Annotated in this window: 31 protein-coding genes; all 31 read right to left on the reverse strand. The window is 58.2% G+C overall.

Annotation, left to right across the window (positions count from 1 at the left end; translation table 11 throughout):
• The coding region (gene rplQ, locus Q0239_RS17950; RefSeq protein ID WP_298605415.1) for a 50S ribosomal protein L17 at positions 1–309 on the reverse strand (309 nt) is incomplete at its 3' end.
• A 111-nt stretch (positions 310–420) separates the two neighbouring features.
• Complete coding sequence (locus Q0239_RS17955) at positions 421–1482, reverse strand: DNA-directed RNA polymerase subunit alpha (protein WP_298605417.1); 1062 nt, start codon at positions 1480–1482, stop codon at positions 421–423.
• A 103-nt stretch (positions 1483–1585) separates the two neighbouring features.
• Complete coding sequence (gene rpsK / locus Q0239_RS17960; RefSeq protein ID WP_298605419.1) at positions 1586–1975, reverse strand: 30S ribosomal protein S11; 390 nt, start codon at positions 1973–1975, stop codon at positions 1586–1588.
• Between the two features lie 47 nt (positions 1976–2022).
• Positions 2023–2391, reverse strand: coding sequence for a 30S ribosomal protein S13 (gene rpsM / locus Q0239_RS17965; RefSeq protein ID WP_298605420.1), 369 nt, complete (start codon positions 2389–2391; stop codon positions 2023–2025).
• Positions 2392–2576: 185 nt separating this feature from the next.
• Positions 2577–3482, reverse strand: a complete 906-nt coding sequence (gene rimK, locus Q0239_RS17970; protein WP_298605422.1) for a 30S ribosomal protein S6--L-glutamate ligase — start codon at positions 3480–3482, stop codon at positions 2577–2579.
• Positions 3479–3943, reverse strand: a complete 465-nt coding sequence (locus Q0239_RS17975; RefSeq protein ID WP_298605424.1) for an ATP-dependent zinc protease — start codon at positions 3941–3943, stop codon at positions 3479–3481. The genes rimK and Q0239_RS17975 overlap by 4 nt, the downstream gene beginning before the upstream one ends.
• A gap of 36 nt (positions 3944–3979) precedes the next feature.
• Positions 3980–4732: a hypothetical protein gene (locus tag Q0239_RS17980; protein ID WP_298605426.1), complete on the reverse strand. Its 753-nt coding sequence runs from the start codon at positions 4730–4732 to the stop codon at positions 3980–3982.
• A 60-nt stretch (positions 4733–4792) separates the two neighbouring features.
• Positions 4793–5437, reverse strand: a complete 645-nt coding sequence (locus Q0239_RS17985; RefSeq protein ID WP_298605469.1) for an adenylate kinase — start codon at positions 5435–5437, stop codon at positions 4793–4795.
• Positions 5438–5485: 48 nt separating this feature from the next.
• Positions 5486–6862, reverse strand: coding sequence for a preprotein translocase subunit SecY (secY, locus tag Q0239_RS17990; RefSeq protein ID WP_298605428.1), 1377 nt, complete (start codon positions 6860–6862; stop codon positions 5486–5488).
• A gap of 178 nt (positions 6863–7040) precedes the next feature.
• Positions 7041–7556, reverse strand: coding sequence for a 50S ribosomal protein L15 (gene rplO / locus Q0239_RS17995; protein ID WP_298605430.1), 516 nt, complete (start codon positions 7554–7556; stop codon positions 7041–7043).
• A gap of 88 nt (positions 7557–7644) precedes the next feature.
• Positions 7645–7821 (reverse strand): 50S ribosomal protein L30, encoded by a 177-nt coding sequence (gene rpmD, locus Q0239_RS18000; protein WP_115547722.1) that lies wholly within the window; start codon positions 7819–7821, stop codon positions 7645–7647.
• A 6-nt stretch (positions 7822–7827) separates the two neighbouring features.
• Positions 7828–8517, reverse strand: coding sequence for a 30S ribosomal protein S5 (gene rpsE, locus Q0239_RS18005; RefSeq protein ID WP_298605470.1), 690 nt, complete (start codon positions 8515–8517; stop codon positions 7828–7830).
• 2 nt (positions 8518–8519) lie between these two features.
• Complete coding sequence (rplR, locus tag Q0239_RS18010) at positions 8520–8873, reverse strand: 50S ribosomal protein L18 (RefSeq protein WP_298605433.1); 354 nt, start codon at positions 8871–8873, stop codon at positions 8520–8522.
• A gap of 3 nt (positions 8874–8876) precedes the next feature.
• The gene (gene rplF, locus Q0239_RS18015; RefSeq protein ID WP_298605435.1) at positions 8877–9410 is read right to left on the reverse strand and encodes a 50S ribosomal protein L6; all 534 of its coding nucleotides are present in this window, start codon (positions 9408–9410) and stop codon (positions 8877–8879) included.
• A complete protein-coding gene (rpsH, locus tag Q0239_RS18020; RefSeq protein ID WP_298605437.1) occupies positions 9410–9805 on the reverse strand; it encodes a 30S ribosomal protein S8 in 396 nt (131 codons plus the stop codon). Before rpsH ends, rplF begins: the two co-directional genes overlap by 1 nt.
• A 12-nt stretch (positions 9806–9817) precedes the next feature.
• A complete protein-coding gene (rpsN, locus tag Q0239_RS18025; protein WP_115547718.1) occupies positions 9818–10123 on the reverse strand; it encodes a 30S ribosomal protein S14 in 306 nt (101 codons plus the stop codon).
• 46 nt (positions 10124–10169) lie between these two features.
• Positions 10170–10754 (reverse strand): 50S ribosomal protein L5, encoded by a 585-nt coding sequence (gene rplE / locus Q0239_RS18030; RefSeq protein WP_298605440.1) that lies wholly within the window; start codon positions 10752–10754, stop codon positions 10170–10172.
• Positions 10747–11067 carry a 50S ribosomal protein L24 gene (rplX, locus tag Q0239_RS18035; protein WP_298605442.1) on the reverse strand — a complete coding sequence of 107 codons (321 nt, stop codon included), beginning with the start codon at positions 11065–11067 and terminating at the stop codon, positions 10747–10749. Before rplX ends, rplE begins: the two co-directional genes overlap by 8 nt.
• 2 nt (positions 11068–11069) lie before the next feature.
• Complete coding sequence (gene rplN / locus Q0239_RS18040; RefSeq protein WP_298605444.1) at positions 11070–11438, reverse strand: 50S ribosomal protein L14; 369 nt, start codon at positions 11436–11438, stop codon at positions 11070–11072.
• Positions 11439–11441: 3 nt separating this feature from the next.
• A complete protein-coding gene (rpsQ, locus tag Q0239_RS18045) occupies positions 11442–11714 on the reverse strand; it encodes a 30S ribosomal protein S17 (RefSeq protein WP_298605445.1) in 273 nt (90 codons plus the stop codon).
• Positions 11715–11726: 12 nt separating this feature from the next.
• On the reverse strand, positions 11727–11936 hold the full coding sequence (gene rpmC / locus Q0239_RS18050) for a 50S ribosomal protein L29 (protein ID WP_298605447.1): 210 nt from the start codon (positions 11934–11936) through the stop codon (positions 11727–11729).
• Positions 11933–12370 (reverse strand): 50S ribosomal protein L16, encoded by a 438-nt coding sequence (gene rplP, locus Q0239_RS18055; RefSeq protein ID WP_298605449.1) that lies wholly within the window; start codon positions 12368–12370, stop codon positions 11933–11935. The genes rpmC and rplP overlap by 4 nt, the downstream gene beginning before the upstream one ends.
• Before the next feature lie 20 nt (positions 12371–12390).
• Positions 12391–13098, reverse strand: a complete 708-nt coding sequence (rpsC, locus tag Q0239_RS18060; protein ID WP_298605452.1) for a 30S ribosomal protein S3 — start codon at positions 13096–13098, stop codon at positions 12391–12393.
• A 2-nt stretch (positions 13099–13100) separates the two neighbouring features.
• Entirely contained in the window at positions 13101–13481 is a 381-nt protein-coding gene (gene rplV, locus Q0239_RS18065; RefSeq protein ID WP_298605454.1) for a 50S ribosomal protein L22, read from the reverse strand.
• Positions 13481–13756: a 30S ribosomal protein S19 gene (rpsS, locus tag Q0239_RS18070; RefSeq protein WP_115547709.1), complete on the reverse strand. Its 276-nt coding sequence runs from the start codon at positions 13754–13756 to the stop codon at positions 13481–13483. Before rpsS ends, rplV begins: the two co-directional genes overlap by 1 nt.
• A 3-nt stretch (positions 13757–13759) precedes the next feature.
• Positions 13760–14596 (reverse strand): 50S ribosomal protein L2, encoded by an 837-nt coding sequence (rplB, locus tag Q0239_RS18075; protein ID WP_298605456.1) that lies wholly within the window; start codon positions 14594–14596, stop codon positions 13760–13762.
• Positions 14597–14606: 10 nt separating this feature from the next.
• Positions 14607–14915, reverse strand: a complete 309-nt coding sequence (locus Q0239_RS18080; protein WP_298605458.1) for a 50S ribosomal protein L23 — start codon at positions 14913–14915, stop codon at positions 14607–14609.
• Complete coding sequence (gene rplD / locus Q0239_RS18085; protein ID WP_298605460.1) at positions 14908–15534, reverse strand: 50S ribosomal protein L4; 627 nt, start codon at positions 15532–15534, stop codon at positions 14908–14910. The genes Q0239_RS18080 and rplD overlap by 8 nt, the downstream gene beginning before the upstream one ends.
• Positions 15535–15537: 3 nt before the next feature.
• Positions 15538–16362 (reverse strand): 50S ribosomal protein L3, encoded by an 825-nt coding sequence (gene rplC, locus Q0239_RS18090; protein ID WP_298605463.1) that lies wholly within the window; start codon positions 16360–16362, stop codon positions 15538–15540.
• Between the two features lie 194 nt (positions 16363–16556).
• Entirely contained in the window at positions 16557–16868 is a 312-nt protein-coding gene (gene rpsJ, locus Q0239_RS18095) for a 30S ribosomal protein S10 (RefSeq protein ID WP_298605465.1), read from the reverse strand.
• 144 nt (positions 16869–17012) lie between these two features.
• A partial coding sequence (gene tuf, locus Q0239_RS18100; protein WP_298605467.1) for an elongation factor Tu occupies positions 17013–17938 on the reverse strand: 926 nt, incomplete at its 5' end.

The raw sequence follows: 17938 nt of genomic DNA on the forward strand, positions 1-17938 counted from the left end.
GCGGAAGCCGGCCTTGATGATGCGGGTATAGCCGCCGTTGCGGTCCTTGTAGCGCTCTGCGAGCACATCGAACAGCTTGGCGAGCTGCGCATCGTCCATAAGACGGCTCTGCGCGAGACGACGGTTCGAAAGACCGCCCTTCTTGGCAAGCGTGATCAGCTTTTCGACATAGGGACGAAGTTCTTTCGCCTTGGCAACGCCGGTGGTGATCTGTTCGTGCTTGATCAGCGAAGCCGCCATGTTGCGCAGCATCGCAATGCGATGGCTGCCGGTGCGGTTCAGTTTACGTTGGCCTACTTTATGGCGCATGATCTTTTCCTTCGTTCGTAAGGGGGCCGTGCAAGGTACCCCAGTCCAGGCCGTTTCGAGGGTGGCCCATTGCCCTTCTTCCTCCCCGCGAACGGGGAGGAGAATTCAGGTTCAGCCCAGCAGCTCTTGTTCGAGCTTTTTGGCCATTTCTTCGATATTTTCAGGCGGCCAACCGGGGATGTCCATGCCGAGGCGCAGGCCCATCGACGAAAGGACTTCCTTGATTTCGTTGAGCGACTTGCGGCCGAAGTTCGGCGTGCGCAGCATCTCGGCTTCGCTCTTCTGAACGAGGTCACCGATATAGATGATGTTGTCGTTCTTGAGGCAGTTGGCCGAACGGACCGAAAGCTCGAGCTCGTCGACCTTCTTGAGAAGGTAACGGTTGAGCTGGTTGGCGTCCGATTCCTCGCTCGAAGCCGGAGCGGCAGCAAGGCCGATCATCGGCGACGAAGCAGCCATCGACTCTTCGAAGTGGACGAAGACCTGCAGCTGGTCCTGAAGGATGCGGGCAGCATAAGCGACTGCATCTTCCGGGGTTACTGTACCGTCGGTTTCAACGGTCAGGTTCAGCTTGTCGAAGTCCAGTTCCTGGCCGATACGCGCATTGTCGATCTTGTAAGCAACCTGGCGGACCGGCGAGTAAAGCGAGTCAACCGGGATAAGACCGATCGGCGCGTCTGCCGGACGGTTGGCAACTGCAGGAACATAACCCTTGCCGGTGTCGGCAGTGATTTCCATGTTCAGCGTCGCACCATCGTCGAGGTGGCAGATGATCAGTTCAGGGTTCATCACCTGAATGTCACCGGTCACCGCGATGTCGCCAGCCTTGACGGTCGCAGGGCCGGTAGCCGAAAGCTGCATGCGCTTCGGACCTTCGCCTTCCATCTTCAGGGCAACCTGCTTGATGTTGAGGACGATGTCGGTGACGTCTTCACGCACGCCGGCGAGCGACGAGAATTCGTGAAGGACATTTTCGATCTTGATCGAGGTGATCGCTGCACCCTGCAGCGACGAGAGCAGCACGCGGCGCAGCGCGTTGCCGAGCGTCAGGCCAAAACCACGCTCGAGAGGTTCGGCGACGAAGGTTGCCTTGCGACGTGCGTCGCCAGCGGGCTTCACTTCGAGGCCCATGGGCTTTTTCAGTTCCTGCCAGTTCTTCATGTTGACGGACATGGATTTCCCCTAGGTTGGGCGGGATCGGTGTATTGGTGCACCTTACCGAACCGCCTTGAAAATGAAGGACGCGGACCGGCTGGCCCGCACCCTTGAAACGGCTTCAGACGCGGCGACGCTTCGAAGGACGCACACCATTATGCGGAATCGGCGTCACGTCGCGGATCGAGGTGATGGTGAAGCCGACTGCCTGCAGGGCGCGCAAGGCGCTCTCGCGGCCCGAACCGGGACCCTTCACTTCGACTTCGAGCGTGCGAACGCCATGTTCCGCAGCCTTCTTGCCGGCGTCTTCTGCGGCTACCTGGGCGGCATAGGGAGTCGACTTGCGGCTGCCCTTGAAGCCCATCATGCCTGCCGACGACCAGCTGATGGCATTGCCCTGTGCGTCGGTGATGGTGATCATCGTGTTGTTGAAGCTGGCGTTGACGTGGGCAACACCTGCCGAGATATTCTTGCGTTCGCGCCGTTTGATGCGCTGTGGTTCGCGTGCCATTTTGCTCTATCCTGTCTTTATCTGGGAAAAGCTGCGGAGACCCGCGCTTACTTCTTCTTACCGGCGATGGGCTTCGCCTTGCCCTTGCGGGTGCGCGCATTGGTGTGCGTGCGCTGACCGCGGACAGGAAGGCCCTTACGATGACGCAAGCCGCGATAGCATGCGAGGTCCATCAAACGCTTGATGTTCATCGCAGTGTTACGGCGAAGGTCACCTTCGACGGTATGGTCGGCATCGATCGTTTCACGGATCTTCAGGACTTCAGCGTCCGAAAGGTCCTGCACCCGGCGGGTGTGATCGATTCCCAGCTTGTCGGCAATTTCGACCGCCTTGGTGCGGCCAATGCCATGGATGTAGGTGAGCGCAATGATAACGCGCTTATTGGTAGGTAGGTTAACCCCGGCAATACGTGCCAATTTCTTGCTCCTTGCTCCACAAAACCCCGAAAGGTTTTATCTCAACGCGAAAGTGTTGGGCCGACAACGCAGAAAAAACCAGCGGGCGCAAAGAAGCGCTGCTGGTTTTACCAGTGTGTCGGATGTACTCCCTTTACGATGAGTCGGGCGGGGTGTCAAGCCGCACGCTGCCGTGCTTTTCGACCTCAGCCCGTGCCCTTGGTCCGCGTCTTTCCCGTTTCGGCATTGTCTTCGATAAACTGAATGATTTTGGTCGCGATATCTTTGTTGGTTGCCTTTTCGATACCTTCAAGACCGGGCGAACTGTTCACTTCCATGATCACGGGGCCGTGGTTCGACCGCAACATATCGACACCGGCTACATTGAGGCCCAACGCCCGTGCTGCACGGACAGCTGTCGAACGCTCCTCGGGCGTAATCTTGATCGCGCTGGCCGTCCCGCCGCGATGCAGGTTGGAACGGAAATCGTCATCCGCACCTTGTCGCTCCATCGCCGCGACAACCTTGTTGCCGATGACAAAGGCCCGGATGTCGGCACCTTTGGCTTCCTTGATGAACTCCTGAACCAGGATGTTCACATTCGCGCCGCGAAAGGCCTCGATCACCGAACGCGCGCTGTTTTCGGTTTCGGCTAATACCACCCCGATACCCTGCGTGCCTTCGAGCAGCTTGATAACCACCGGTGCGCCGCCGACCATTTGGATGACTTCGCCGGTCTGGCGCGGATCATGCGCGAAAGCTGTCACCGGAAGCCCCAGCCCCTTGCGTGCCAAAATCTGCAGGCTGCGCAGCTTGTCGCGCGACCGGCCTATCGCAACGCTTTCATTCAGCGACCAGATCTTCATCATTTCAAACTGGCGCAGCACGGCAAGACCGTAAAAGGTCACCGATGCCCCGATGCGGGGAATGACAGCGTCATAGCGCTTGATCTTCTCACCCTGATAATAGGCTTCGGGCCGGTGCGAGGTGATGTTCATCGTCACCCGTAACGTGTTCAATATGTCGATTTCGTGCCCCCGCGCCCGAGCCGCTTCGGCAAGGCGTTGGTGCGAATAAAGCCCGGCGTTACGCGCGAGCATTGCGATTTTCATTTTTCCTCCGATGGTGCGGGCTTTCCCAGCACCCATTTTCGTCCGCTGTTCACCAGCATCAATCCGCGCCTTAGGGCCCGCCGCCCGATCAGGACGGGAAAGGCCATCGACCGGCGGTTCGCCAGTGTCAGCTCAGATTTCCAACATAACTTACCCAGGCAGATTTGCGTTTCGATGACAAAACGATGCTGCTTTTCCCCGTTCGAGCTGCGCACCTGCCGCCGGTCCACCAAGGGGGCTTCGAAGCGGCGCGGTGTGTCGCCCGGAAAGGGACGGAACCAGAATTCGACCCACTCCCTGCCCTCACGCTCAAATGCTTTCACGCGGGTGGCATGAATCGATGACGTGGCCGCGCCGGTATCCATTTTGGCATGGATGGCGGACAGGCCGAGCCCCGGTAGATCAACCAACTCGCACCAGCCGATTTCGGCTTTCGCGCGTACGGGCTTTTTACGCCGCATGCGGGGCGGTGAGGATGGATCTACCACGTTCGGGGCTTATTCAGGCTGATCGGCGCTTTCCGCGTCGTCAGCCTCAACTTTTTCCGGCTTGCCTACCTTAGGCTCAGGCTCGATAGCTTCGACCGCCGCGTCAAGATCGGTTTCTTTTCCGGCTTTTTTGGGGTCGGCTTTTGTAGGTGCTTTAGCATCGGCCTTCTTGGTTTCTTCCGGTGCGTCACCTGTTTCGTTGCCGACAACCTTACCGAGCGGCTTGATCATCCGGTCAAACTGTTCGCGCAAAACCGCATCCACGGCAGGCCCGATGTCTGCGGTTTTGAAACGCAAATAGCCGCCGACAACATAAGAGAAGCTGACCCGCGTTCCGGATCCGCTCTTCAACGGCTCCATGGCAATAGTCAAAGTTCCAGTCGCTGCCTCGGCCTGCAGCGGACCGAGGCTGCCGCGCATCCGCAACACCTTGCCGGGCTGCGAGAATATCACCCGCATATGCTCGACACTGCCCTTGGTGGCGACTTTGCCGTCCTTGTCCTTTTCCTGGAACAGCTCGCAGAAACAACCGCCAGCCTGCGGATCGATATAAAAGCCTTCGGTGCTGCCGGACCAGCTGTGCGCCGGGTTCCACCAGTCTTTCGGGGCGAGAAGGCGTTTCCAGACATCTTCCGGCTTCGCCAATACATCGGCTGCATGAAGCGTCGAAAACCCTTGCTCGGTCATGGTTTTGACCTCGGCCTGCGCAGAGGTTGTGAAAAGCGCCAAAGAGGTGGCGCCTAATGTGATATATTTGATCATGCGCCCTGATAGCCGTGCAGCCCCCTGCTCGGCAATGTAGATTGCGATGGAAGGGTGGGCTCAGCCCAATATTGCGGCGATCGCCTTGGTCACATCGTCGATATCGGCCATGCCATCGACCTTGCTCACCAACCCACGTGCTTCGTAGATCGGCAAAATGGGTTCGGTCTTGGCGCGATATTCAGCCATACGGGTGCGGACCGTTTCCTCATTATCATCCGGACGGCGCTTGAATTCGGTCGATCCGCATTTGTCGCAGACGCCTTCTTTGGCAGGCTTCTTAAACGTGTCGTGATAGCCTTCGCCGCAATTGGCGCAGGTGAAACGACCGACAATGCGTTCGACCAGTGCGTCTTCGTTGACCGCCAATTCGATAACATGATGCAGGGTGCGTTTGCGCTCTTGCAAAATGGTGTCCAGCGAATGCGCTTGCGCATCGGTCCGCGGATAGCCGTCAAAGATTACGCCGGTTTCAGGGGCCAATTTATCAAGCGCTTCGCCGATGATACCAGAGACGATTTCGTCCGAAACCAGCTCACCCGCGTCCATCACCGCCTTAGCCTTCAGGCCGATCGGCGTTCCAGCCTTGACCGCAGCCCGGAGCATGTCACCTGTCGACAGCTGCACCATTGCGCGGGTGTCGACCAAAATACCGGCCTGCGTGCCCTTGCCGGCACCCGGAGGGCCGAGAAGAATGATGTTCAGCGTTTTGCTCACTTTGCCCCGTCCCTTGTTTTCATTGCGCCTGCTGAATCAGCGTCCGCGATTGCCTTTGAGTTTCGCTTTTTTCAGCAGATCGCCATATTGGTGCGCCATCAGATGACCTTGGATCTGTGCGATCGTGTCGACCGTCACATTGACCAGAATCAGCAGGCTGGTCCCACCCAGAACGAAAAACTGCGTCTGGCCAGTCTGCCCCATCATGAAGTCGGGGAGAAGGCAGACCAAAGTCAGATAGGCAGCGCCCAAAACGGTGATACGCGTCAGCACATAATCGAGATAGTCCTGCGTATTCTTGCCAGGGCGGATGCCCGGAATGAAACCGCCGGCCTTTTTCAGATTTTCAGCCGTTTCTTCGGGGTTGAAGACAACCGCAGTGTAGAAGAAGCAGAAGAAGACAATGCCGAGGCCATAAAGCAGCAGATAGACCGGCTGGCCGTGCTGTAGCCATTGCAGCAATTGGATGATGAAATCACCGCTCGCGCTTTCGCCCGCCACTTGATTACCGCCCAGCTGGCTGATGGTCACCGGCAACAGCAACAATGAAGAAGCAAAAATTGGCGGGATAACGCCGGCAGTATTCAGCTTCAGCGGCAGGTGACTGCGATCCGCCTGCATCATGCCACGCTGGGTTGCCCGCTTGGGATACTGCACCAACACACGACGCTGGGCGCGTTCAAAGAAGCAGATGAGCAAAGTCAGGCCAACGAACATCGCGATGAAGCCAACAACGATAACGCCACTGATCGAACCGGTGCGGCCGCCTTCGAGCAGATTGGCGACAAGTCGCGGCATCTGCGCGACAATACCCGCCATGATGATCAACGAAATACCATTGCCGATACCACGCGAGGTAATCTGTTCGCCCAACCACATCAGGAACAATGTACCGCCAATCAGGCTGATGGTCGCAACGATACGGAACATAAGGCCCGGTTCAACAACTGCGCTGATCCCATTGGCAGCCGAAAGCGATTCCAGCCCGGCGGCAAGGAAATAGCCCTGCACGGCGGTCAACAATACCGTGCCATAGCGCGTGTACTGGTTGAGCTTTTTGCGCCCGCTTTCGCCTTCCTTCTTAATGGCCGCGAGCGTTGGCGACAGCGAAGCAGCCAACTGCACGACAATCGAGGCGGTAATATAGGGCATCACACCGAGCGCGATGAGGCTCATGCGCTCAAGCGAACCGCCCGAGAAAGTGTTGAAGATGTCGAGTACGCCACCGGCGGCGTTGTTCGCATAGAGCGCAGCCTGCGCAATCGGATCAACGCCCGGTAGCGGGACGAAGCTCAACAGACGAAAGACGATCAGCGCACCGATGGTGAACCAGATGCGGTTCTTAAGATCGGTGGCTTTTCCGAAGTTCGAAAAATTTACGCCGGATGCCATTTTGTCGGCTCGCGATGCCATGAAATAACTTTCCCTTGATTCCCGATTGCTGCGCTAGCCGTTGCGGCGGGAGCAATCTACCCCGAATTCACATGTCGATGTTTCCGAAGCCCGGAAACACCAAACCCCGCAGCCCATATCGGCCAAAGCCAATATCGGGACGCGGGGTCTGTTGCACAAGAGGACTATGCCTCTTTAATCATTTGGCCTTCTTGGCGCTGCCCTTCTTCTCGGCAGCTTTTTCGGCCGCAGGCTTCACGGTCAGGATTTCAACCTTGCCGCCAGCCTTTTCGACAGCTTCGACAGCAGCCTTTGATGCGCCAGCAACCGAAAGATTGACCTTTGCAGTCAGCGTACCTTTGGCAAGAATGCGGACGCCGTCCTTGCCACCACGCGACAGGCCAGCAGCCTTAAGCGCAGCCTGATCAATGACAGCCTTGGTATCGAGCTTTTTCGCGTCGATGAACTTCTGGATCATGCCCAGGTTCACTTCGGCATAATCCTTGGCGAAGATGTTGTTGAAGCCACGCTTCGGAATACGCATGTGAAGGGGCATCTGGCCGCCTTCAAAGCCCTTGACGGCTACGCCCGAACGGCTCTTCTGACCCTTTTGGCCACGGCCAGAGGTCTTGCCTTTGCCCGAACCGATACCACGGCCAACGCGCATCTTGCGATGGCGTGCACCTTCATTGTCACGGATGTCATTCAGTTTCATGTCTTGCACTCGCTTTCGCTTTGTTTCGCGCCAAAAAATAGGGACTGTCCCTATTTTTCCTCCCCCGCAAGCGGGAGAGGATATTATTTTAGCCGATTACTTCGACCATGTGCCGCACGGAGCGGATCATGCCGCGCACTTCGGCGGTGTCTTCAAGTTCGACCACCTTGTGCATCTTGTCGAGGCCCAAACCCTGCAGCGTCTTGCGCTGAACGGCGGGGCGGCGGATCGGCGAACCGGTCTGCTTGATCTTGATTTTCGCCATGTCGAATTACTCCGTAATAGCTTCGGCGTCAGCTTCGGCAGTCTTACTGCCACCGCGACCGAGAAGGTCGGCGATTTTCTTGCCGCGACGCTGCGCCACCGATTTGGGGCTGGTCTGTTCAGACAGGGCCGCAAAAGTGGCGCGGACCATGTTGTACGGGTTCGACGTGCCGATTGACTTGGTCACCACGTCGGCAACACCAAGGCTTTCGAACACGGCGCGCATCGGACCACCAGCAATGATACCGGTACCGGCAGGTGCCGAACGGACATAGACATTGCCTGCGCCGAAACGGCCGGTGCCATCATGATGCAGCGTGCGACCGTCTTTCAACGGAACGCGGATCATTTTCTTTTTCGCAGCAGCGGTCGCCTTGTTGATGGCTTCAGGCACTTCGCGCGCCTTGCCATGACCAAAGCCGACACGGCCCTGACCATCGCCGACTACAACGAGAGCTGCAAAACCGAAGCGCTTACCGCCCTTAACGGTCTTCGAAACGCGGTTGATGTGGACGAGCTTTTCGATCGTGCCATCATCTTCCTTTTCTTCGCGCGGACGACGATCATCGCGACGGCCACGGCCGCCACCTTCGCCACGTCCACGACCGCGACCACGACGGCCGCCTTCTGCTTCAACTGCTTCCGGAGCAGCTGCGTCGACGACGACGTCTTCGTTGGTGTTGTTTTCGTCAGCCATCATCAGAACTCCAGCCCACCTTCGCGGGCAGCATCGGCCAGCGCCTTGACGCGGCCATGGAACAGGAAACCACCACGGTCGAAGACGACGCTAGTAACGCCAGCCTTCTTCGCAGCTTCTGCAACGCGCTTGCCGACTTCGGCGGCGGCGGCAGAGGTCGAACCGTTCTTGGTCTTGACCGCCTTGTCGTTGGTCGAAGCCGAAGCCACGGTCACACCCTTGGAATCATCGATGACCTGGGCATAGATGTGGCGACCGGTGCGGTGCACCGAAAGACGGGGACGTCCGGCAACCTGCGCACGCAGTTTCGAACGAACGCGCTGGCGGCGTTTTTCAAAGAGAGACAGTTTTGCCATGGCTTATTTCTTCTTCCCTTCTTTGCGGAAGATATATTCGCCGCGGTATTTGATGCCCTTGCCCTTATAGGGTTCCGGCTTGCGCCAGCGACGGATTTCGGCAGCAACCTGCCCAACCTTCTGCTTGTCGATCCCGATGATTTCCACCGTAGTGTTATCCGGCGTCTTGATTTCAATGCCTTCGGGAACGTCGAAGTTCACGTCATGGCTGTAACCGAGTTGCAGCTTCAGGATCTTGCCCTGAGCCGTTGCACGATAGCCAACGCCGGTTATTTCGAGGACCTTGGTGAAACCATCGGTCACGCCGGTGACGAGGTTCTGCACCAGGGTGCGCTGCATGCCCCAGAATGCGCGAGCTTCCTTGCTCTTGTTCGCAGGCATAACTGACACGCCTTCGTCCTTGATTTCGTAGGAAATCAGGTCGCTCATCGGCATGGTGAGTTCGCCCTTCGGGCCCTTCACCGACAAGGTGCCATCACCGATGCTGGCGGTGACGCCAGCCGGAATGGCAACGGGTTTCTTACCAATGCGGCTCATTAGAACACCTCCGCCAGGATTTCACCACCGACATTTTGTGCGCGTGCTTCGGCGTCCGAAAGCACACCCTTCGGTGTGGAAACGATGGTGATGCCAAGGCCATTGCGGACAACGGGAAGCTCAGTGCTGCCCGAATAGACGCGGCGGCCGGGCTTCGAAACGCGTGCAACATGCTGGATCGCAGGCTGGCCTTCGAAATATTTCAGCTCGATGCGCAGGCCCTTATGGGCGCCCAGCGCTTCTTCGCTGTAACCACGGATATAGCCTTCGCGCTGCAGCACGTCGAGGACGCGGGCACGCAGCTTCGACGCGGGCGAAAGTACAGAGTCTTTCTTCGCGCGCTGGCCGTTGCGGATGCGGGTGAGCATATCACCCAAAGGATCGGTCAATGCCATTTTCTCTATCCCTTACCAGCTCGATTTCGTCACGCCGGGGATCAGGCCCTTATTGGCCAGATCGCGCAACTGGATACGGCAGAGCCGGAACTTGCGGTAATAAGCGCGCGGACGGCCCGTGGTTTCGCAACGGTTGCGAACGCGGGTCGGGTTACCATTGCGCGGGATCTCAGCCAGTTTCAGGCGCGCGATCAGACGCTCGCTTTCGTCCTTCGACTCGTCATTGGCAATTGCCTTCAGCCGGGCATATTGACCGGCATATTTCTTGACGAGCTTCTTGCGACGCTCATTTTTATTAATGGAACTCAGTTTCGCCATGACTTAAGTTCTCGTCCTTTCTGACAAGAGGGCGGGAGCTGCGATTTTACGCTGCTTCCTTTTCCTCTGCTTGTTCTTGCGGGAAGGGGAAACCAAACAGGCGAAGAAGCTCGCGAGCCTCATCGTCGCTGTTCGCGGTGGTGGTTACGATTACGTCCATACCGCGAACGGTATCGATCGAATCATAGCTGATTTCCGGGAAGATGATCTGCTCTTTCAGGCCCATGGCAAAGTTGCCGGCTCCATCAAAGCTCTTCGGGTTCAGGCCACGGAAGTCGCGGATGCGGAGCATTGCGATCGTGACGAGACGGTCCAGAAATTCGTACATGCGGGCACCGCGCAGCGTCACCTTGACGCCAATCGTCATGCCTTCGCGAAGTGTGAAGCCTGCGATCGACTTGCGGGCACGCGTGACTACCGGCTGTTGGCCAGCGATCAGCTTCATTTCCTCAAGAGCGGTCGTAACCTTCTTCTTGTCCTGCGAGCCTTCGCCGACGCCCATGTTGAGCGTGATCTTCTCGATCTTCGGAACAGCCATGCGGTTGGCATAGCCGAACTTTTCGGTCAGGGCCTTGACGACGGTGTCGTCATAGCGCTGCTTCATCCGCGGGGTGTATTTTTGATCAGCCATCGATCTTCTCCCCGGTTTTCACGGCGACGCGAGTCTTCTTGCCGTCTTTGCCGGTTTCAATGCGAACGCGGCTCGGCTTGCCATTCTTGTCGGCAATCGCAACGTTCGAGATATGCAACGGGGCTTCGAAACGGTCGAGGCCGCCCTGCGGGTTTGCCTGGCTCGGCTTGCGGTGACGCACGGCAACATTGACGCCCGAAACGACGACTTTCGACGCCTTCGGATCGACACGGGTGACTTCACCAGTCTTGCCCTTGTCTTTGCCGGCGAGCACGACAACCGTGTCGCCCTTTTTGATTTTCGCCATAGCCATGATTACAGCACCTCCGGTGCCAAGCTGATGATTTTCATGTGGTTCTTGGCACGCAGTTCACGAACTACGGGGCCAAAGATACGGGTGCCGATCGGTTCCTTGTTGTTACCGATAAGCACGGCAGCATTGGAGTCGAAACGGATGACCGAACCGTCGGGACGGCGGATGTCCTTGCGGGTGCGAACGATAACGGCCTTGTGGACGTCGCCCTTCTTCACCTTGCCGCGCGGCTGGGCTTCCTTGATCGACACCACGATGATGTCGCCAACGCCAGCGGTACGACGCTTAGAGCCGCCGAGAACCTTGATGCACTGGACGCGCTTGGCGCCGCTGTTGTCAGCCACATCGAGATTGGATTGCATCTGAATCATGGATCAACCCTCCGCGAGTTCGGCTGCAGCCTCTGGCGCGGCGCCAACGCGCTCCACCAGAGTCCAGGTCTTGTTCTTCGAGATCGGCGCACATTCCTGGATGCGAACCACTTCACCGGCTTTCGCGGTGTTGGCTTCATCATGCGCGTGATACTTCTTCGAACGACGGATGATCTTGCCGTAAAGCGGGTGCTTTACCTTGCGCTCAACGAGCACAACGACCGTCTTGTCGTTCTTGTCGGACACCACGGTGCCGGTAAGAATACGTTTAGGCATCGGTTGTGCTCCTTATGCCGATTGCTTAGCGGCGCTTGCACGCTCGCTCTGCAGGGTTTTGATGCGCGCGATATCGCGGCGCACTTCGCGGATGCGGGCCGGCTTTTCCAGCTGACCGGTAGCGCCCTGGAAGCGCAGGTTGAACTGCTCACGCTTCAGTTCGCCAAGCTGGGCTGCCAGCTGGTCGTCAGTCTTGACGCGCAGGTCTTCAGTCTTGCTCATCCTTCGGCTCCCAGATGCGAGGTGTCGCCAAGACGGGCAACAACCTTGGTCTTGATGGGCAGCTTCATCGCCGCGCGGCTGAATGCCACGGCAGCAATCTGGCCCGGAACACCGTCGAGTTCGAACAGGATGCGGCCAGGCTTAACCTTGGCTGCCCAATATTCGACCGAACCCTTGCCCTTACCCTGACGGACTTCGGCAGGCTTTTTCGACACGGGAACATCGGGGAACACGCGGATCCACAAACGTCCCTGACGCTTGATGTGACGGGTGATTGCACGACGGGCCGCTTCGATCTGGCGCGCGGTGATGCGTTCCGGTTCCAGCGCCTTGAGGCCATACGAACCGAAGTTCAGATCGGTACCGCCCTTGGCATTGCCAGAGATGCGGCCCTTGAACTGCTTGCGGAACTTGGTTTTCTTAGGTTGCAACATGATGCTTGCCTATTCCCTTATCAGCGACGGTGATCAGACTGCGGGCGAACGCCCGAGGTCTGCGCTTCCATCATCAAGCGGTCGGTCGCCATCGGGTCATGACCAAGGATTTCACCCTTGAAGATCCAGACCTTGATACCGATGATGCCATAAGCGGTAAGTGCTTCGGCTTCGGCATAGTCGACATTGGCGCGCAGCGTGTGCAGCGGAACGCGACCTTCGCGATACCATTCGACGCGCGCGATTTCAGCGCCGCCCAAACGGCCACCGCAGGTGATCTTGATGCCTTCTGCACCCAGACGAAGCGCCGACTGCACCGCACGCTTCATGGCGCGGCGGAAGGCGATACGACGGATAAGCTGGTCAGCAACGCCCTGAGCGACGAGCTTGGCGTCGATTTCAGGCTTGCGGATTTCGACGATGTTGAGGCTGACGTCGGCATCGGTGTACTTACCAATGGCCTTTTTCAGCTTCTCAATGTCGGCACCCTTTTTGCCGATGATCACGCCGGGGCGCGCCGCATAGATCGAAACGCGGCACAGCTTGGCCGGACGCTCGATCACCACCTTGGAGATCGCAGCCTGGGGCAGCGTCTTCATGATGAACTTGCGGATGTTGATGTCTTCCAGCAGCATGCGGCCATAGTCCGCACCTTCGGCGTACCAGCGGCTGTCCCATGTGCGGTTGATCTGCAGGCGGAGGCCGATCGGATTGCTCTTCTGACCCATGATTAAGCCTCTTCTTCCTGTTCGCGAACGACGATGCGCAGGCGGCTGAACGGTTTCAGGATGCGGGTCGACTTACCACGGCCACGAGCGTGGAAACGCTTCATGGTCAGCGCCTTGCCGACACTTGCCTCGGCGACGACAAGGCTGTCGACGTCAAGATTGTGGTTGTTTTCCGCATTGGCGATGGCCGAAGCCAGCACCTTCTTCGCATCAACAGCCATTGCACGCTTCGAGAAGGTGAGGATGTTGAGCGCTTCTTCGACCTTGCGGCCACGGATCAGCGCAGCAACAAGGTTGAGCTTCTGCGCGGAACCACGAATGGTGGTGCCAACAGCCAAAGCTTCCTTTTCGCCAACGCGGCGGGGGGCGGCTTGCTTACCCATTAGCGTTTGCCCTTCTTGTCTGCGCCGTGACCGTGATAGGTACGGGTGGGCGCGAACTCGCCCAGCTTGTGCCCGACCATGTCTTCGTTAACCGAGACAGGGACGAACTTGTGGCCGTTATAGACGTTGAACGTCAGGCCGACGAACTGCGGCAGGATCGTCGAGCGGCGCGACCAGGTCTTGATCGGCGCGCTGCTGTTCGCATCCTGCGCGGTTTCTGCCTTTTTCAGCAGATAAAGGTCAACAAAAGGACCTTTCCAGACGGAACGAGCCATGACTTACCTCTTCTTCTTCGCATGACGTGACCGGATGATCATCTTGTCAGTCGATTTGTTCGAACGGGTACGAGCACCCTTGGTCGGCTTACCCCATGGCGTCACCGGATGGCGACCGCCCGAGGTGCGGCCTTCACCACCACCATGCGGGTGGTCGACCGGGTTCTTTGCAACACCGCGGGTAAGCGGCTTGATGCCCTTCCAGCGGTTGCGGCCAGCCTTGGCGAGCGTGGTGTTCGAGTTGTCGGGGTTTGAAACCGCGCCAACCGTGCCCATGCAGCTACCCAGGATGTAACGCTGTTCGCCCGAGGTCAGACGAACGATGACCTTGCCACCGTCACGACCGACGAGCTGCACATAGGTGCCTGCCGAACGGGCGATCTGGCCGCCCTTGCCCGGCTTCATCTCGACATTGTGGCAGATGGTGCCAACCGGCATCTGCGACAGGAGCATCGCATTGCCAGGCTTCACGTCGGTTTTTTCACCCGCGACAACCGTGTCGCCAACATTCAGACGCTGCGGTGCCAGGATATAAGCCTGTTCACCGTCCGAATATTTCACCAGTGCGATGAAAGCCGTGCGGTTAGGGTCATATTCCAGACGTTCGACGGTTGCCGGCATATCCCATTTGCGACGCTTGAAGTCGATAATGCGATATTTCTGCTTGTGACCGCCACCGATGCCACGCGAAGTGACATGGCCCTTGTTGTTGCGACCACCGGTCTTGCGCTTGCCTTCGGTCAGCGCCTTAACGGGGCCGCCTTTGTAGAGGCTCGAACGGTCGACGAGCACGAGGCCGCGACGCGCCGGGCTGGTTGGTTTGTAGCTCTTGAGTGCCATTTTCCTGCCCTTAGATACCGGTGGTGACGTCGATCGACTGGCCTTCAGCCAGGGTCACAACGGCCTTTTTGACGTCGGTGCGGGTGTAGGGCTTGCCCTTCCACCGCTTGGTCTTGCCCTTTTGAACAAGCGTGTTGACGCCCTTCACCTTGACATCGAACAATGCTTCAACCGCAGCCTTGATCTGCGGCTTGGTCGCATCGCCCGCTACCTTGAAAACAACGGCGTTGTTTTCCGAAAGCAAAGTTGCTTTCTCGGTGATGTGCGGCGCAACGATCACGTCATAATGACGGACGTCGATTGCTTCTTTCTTAGCCATTGAAACGGGCCTCCAGCTTTTCAACCGCGGCACGGGTCAAGACCAGCGTGTCATGCTTCAGGATGTCGTAGACGTTGGCGCCCACAGCGGGGAGCACATTGACGCCGACGAGATTTGCCGAAGCCTTGCGGAAATTGTCGTTCACGCCTTCACCGTCGATGACGAGCGCCGTCTTGCCAAAGCCAAGCTTCGCAATCTGGCCAGCAAGCGACTTGGTCTTGCCTTCCTTCACATCGAGGTCTTCAAGAACGATCAGCGAGCCAGCTTTCGCTTTGCTCGACAGGGCCATTTTCAGGCCAAGCGTGCGGATCTTCTTGTTCAGCGACGGGTTGAAGTCGCGCAGGCGGGCGCCGTGCGCCTTACCACCACCGATAAAGGTCGGTGCGGCGCGATCACCGTGACGGGCAGTACCGCCACCCTTCTGGCGACCGAACTTCTTGCCGGTGCGGGCAACGTCCGAACGCTCACGGGTGGGACGAGCCGTACCGCGAGCCTTTTCACGCTGCCAGGTGACAACGCGGTGCAGAATGTCTGCACGCGGCTCGAGACCGAAGACTTCGTCGTTCAGGTCGATGTCGCCCTTTGCCTTGGCGTCGAGGGTTTGAACCTTGAGCTTCATGGCTTAGCCCTCCTTCTGTTCTTCGCTGGCGTCAGCGGCGGGAGCCTCCGGCGCAGCAGCTTCGGCAGCAGGTGCTTCAGCGGCAGCTTCGACTTCGGTGGCTTCGGTCGCGATGACGACTTCTTCCTCGACAATCGGAGCAACATCATTGTCACCCTTCAGCGCGCCTGGGAACGGCAAGCCTTCAGGTGCAGCAACCTTCACGGCGTCCTTGACGAGCAGCCATGCATTCTTCGCACCCGGGACCGAACCCTTGACGAAGATCAGGCCGCGCGCGACGTCGGTGCGAACCACTTCAAGGTTCTGCTGCGTGCGCTGGCGATCACCCATGTGACCGGCCATCTTCTTGTTCTTGAACACCTTGCCCGGATCCTGACGGTTACCCGTCGAACCGTGCGCACGGTGCGAGATCGAAACACCGTGGGTAGCGCGCATACCGCCGAAGCCCCAGCGCTTCATGGCGCCGGCAAAGCCCTTACCCTGGGTGTGGCCGGTGATGTCCACCAGCTGGCCAGCAACGAAATGCTCGGCCGAAATGGTTGCGCCGACCGGCAGCAGGCCGTCGGCATTTTCAACGCGGAATTCAGCAACGCGAGCCTTGGGCTCAACCTGTGCCTTGGCGAATTCGCCGCGCTGCGGCTTGTTTACATTTTTCGCTTTACGGGCTCCTGCACCGAGACGGACAGCAAAATAGCCATCCTTGTCCTCGCTACGAGCACCGACCACCTGGCAGCCTTCCAGCGCCAGAACGGTGACGGGAACGTGACGGCCATCTTCATTGAAGAGGCGCATCATACCCATCTTTTTCGCGATCACGCCAGTACGCATGATCATACTCCATACCAATGTCAGAGGCCCGGCTGGCACGATTGCCAGGAGGGCGTGACGCCTAATTCCAGCCCAAATTTTTAAGCATTGCCCCGTCCGGGCTAGGCACCGGTGCTTGCCTCAGCAAACAATCCGGTAAGACGGGGAACGCGGCCCAGACTTAAAGTCTGGCGGTATTCCGTGTCCTGCTGGCTTTAAGCCAACTTGATCTGCACATCGACACCTGCAGCAAGATCGAGCTTCATCAGCGCATCGACTGTCTGCGGGGTGGGCTGCACAATGTCGAGCAACCGCTTATATGTGCGCACCTCAAACTGCTCGCGCGACTTCTTGTCGATGTGCGGGCCGCGGTTGACGGTGAACTTTTCGATACGAGTAGGGAGAGGAATAGGGCCACGGATGAGTGCGCCAGTGCGGCGAGCTGTTTCTGCGATATCACCTGTCGCCTGATCGAGGACGCGATGGTCAAAAGCCTTCAGACGAATGCGAATATTCTGCGTTTCCATGACGGACCGTATTCCTGTTTCTACCAATATCAAAGAGCGAAAACAGCCAACCCAACCTCTTATGGAAGCCGGGACAGCTGTTTGTGAATCTCAAATAAACCGCCCCGCCCGAATCAGTGATCCGGGCGGGATGCGCGGCCTATATTACTTCGTGATGGTGCTGACAACCCCAGAACCAACGGTGCGGCCACCTTCGCGAATTGCGAAGCGCAGGCCTTGCTCCATAGCGATCGGCGCGATCAGCTTTACAGCGATCGTGACGTTGTCGCCCGGCATGACCATTTCGGTGCCTTCGGGAAGGATCACTTCGCCGGTCACGTCGGTGGTGCGGAAGTAGAACTGCGGACGATAGTTGGCGAAGAACGGCGTGTGACGGCCGCCTTCATCCTTCGACAGAACGTAGATTTCAGCCGAGAATTCAGTGTGCGGCGTAACCGAACCGGGCTTGGCCAGAACCTGACCACGCTCAACTTCGTCACGACCAACGCCACGGATCAGCGCACCGATGTTGTCGCCTGCACGACCTTCGTCGAGCAGCTTGCGGAACATTTCAACGCCGGTAACGGTGGTCTTCTTGGTGTCCTTGATGCCGACGATTTCGACTTCTTCACCAACCTTGACGATGCCGGTTTCGACGCGGCCGGTCACAACGGTACCACGACCCGAGATCGAGAACACGTCTTCGACGGGCATCAGGAACGGCTTGTCAACCGGACGCTCGGGCTGCGGAATGGCGCTGTCGACAGCGTCCATCAGGGCAACGATTGAGCTCTTGCCGATTTCGTCGTCACGGCCTTCGAGTGCGGCGAGAGCCGAACCCTTGACGACGGGGATGTTGTCGCCGTCAAAGCCATAGCTGCTGAGCAGTTCGCGGATTTCCATTTCGACGAGCTCGAGGATTTCGGCGTCGTCAACCTGGTCAACCTTGTTCATGTAAACGACCAGCGCGGGAACGCCAACCTGACGGGCGAGCAGGATGTGCTCACGGGTCTGCGGCATCGGGCCGTCAGCCGAGTTCACAACGAGGAACGCGCCGTCCATCTGGGCAGCACCGGTGATCATGTTCTTCA

This window comes from uncultured Sphingorhabdus sp. (genome assembly GCF_937872355.1).
In the GTDB taxonomy this organism is placed as follows: domain Bacteria; phylum Pseudomonadota; class Alphaproteobacteria; order Sphingomonadales; family Sphingomonadaceae; genus Sphingorhabdus_B.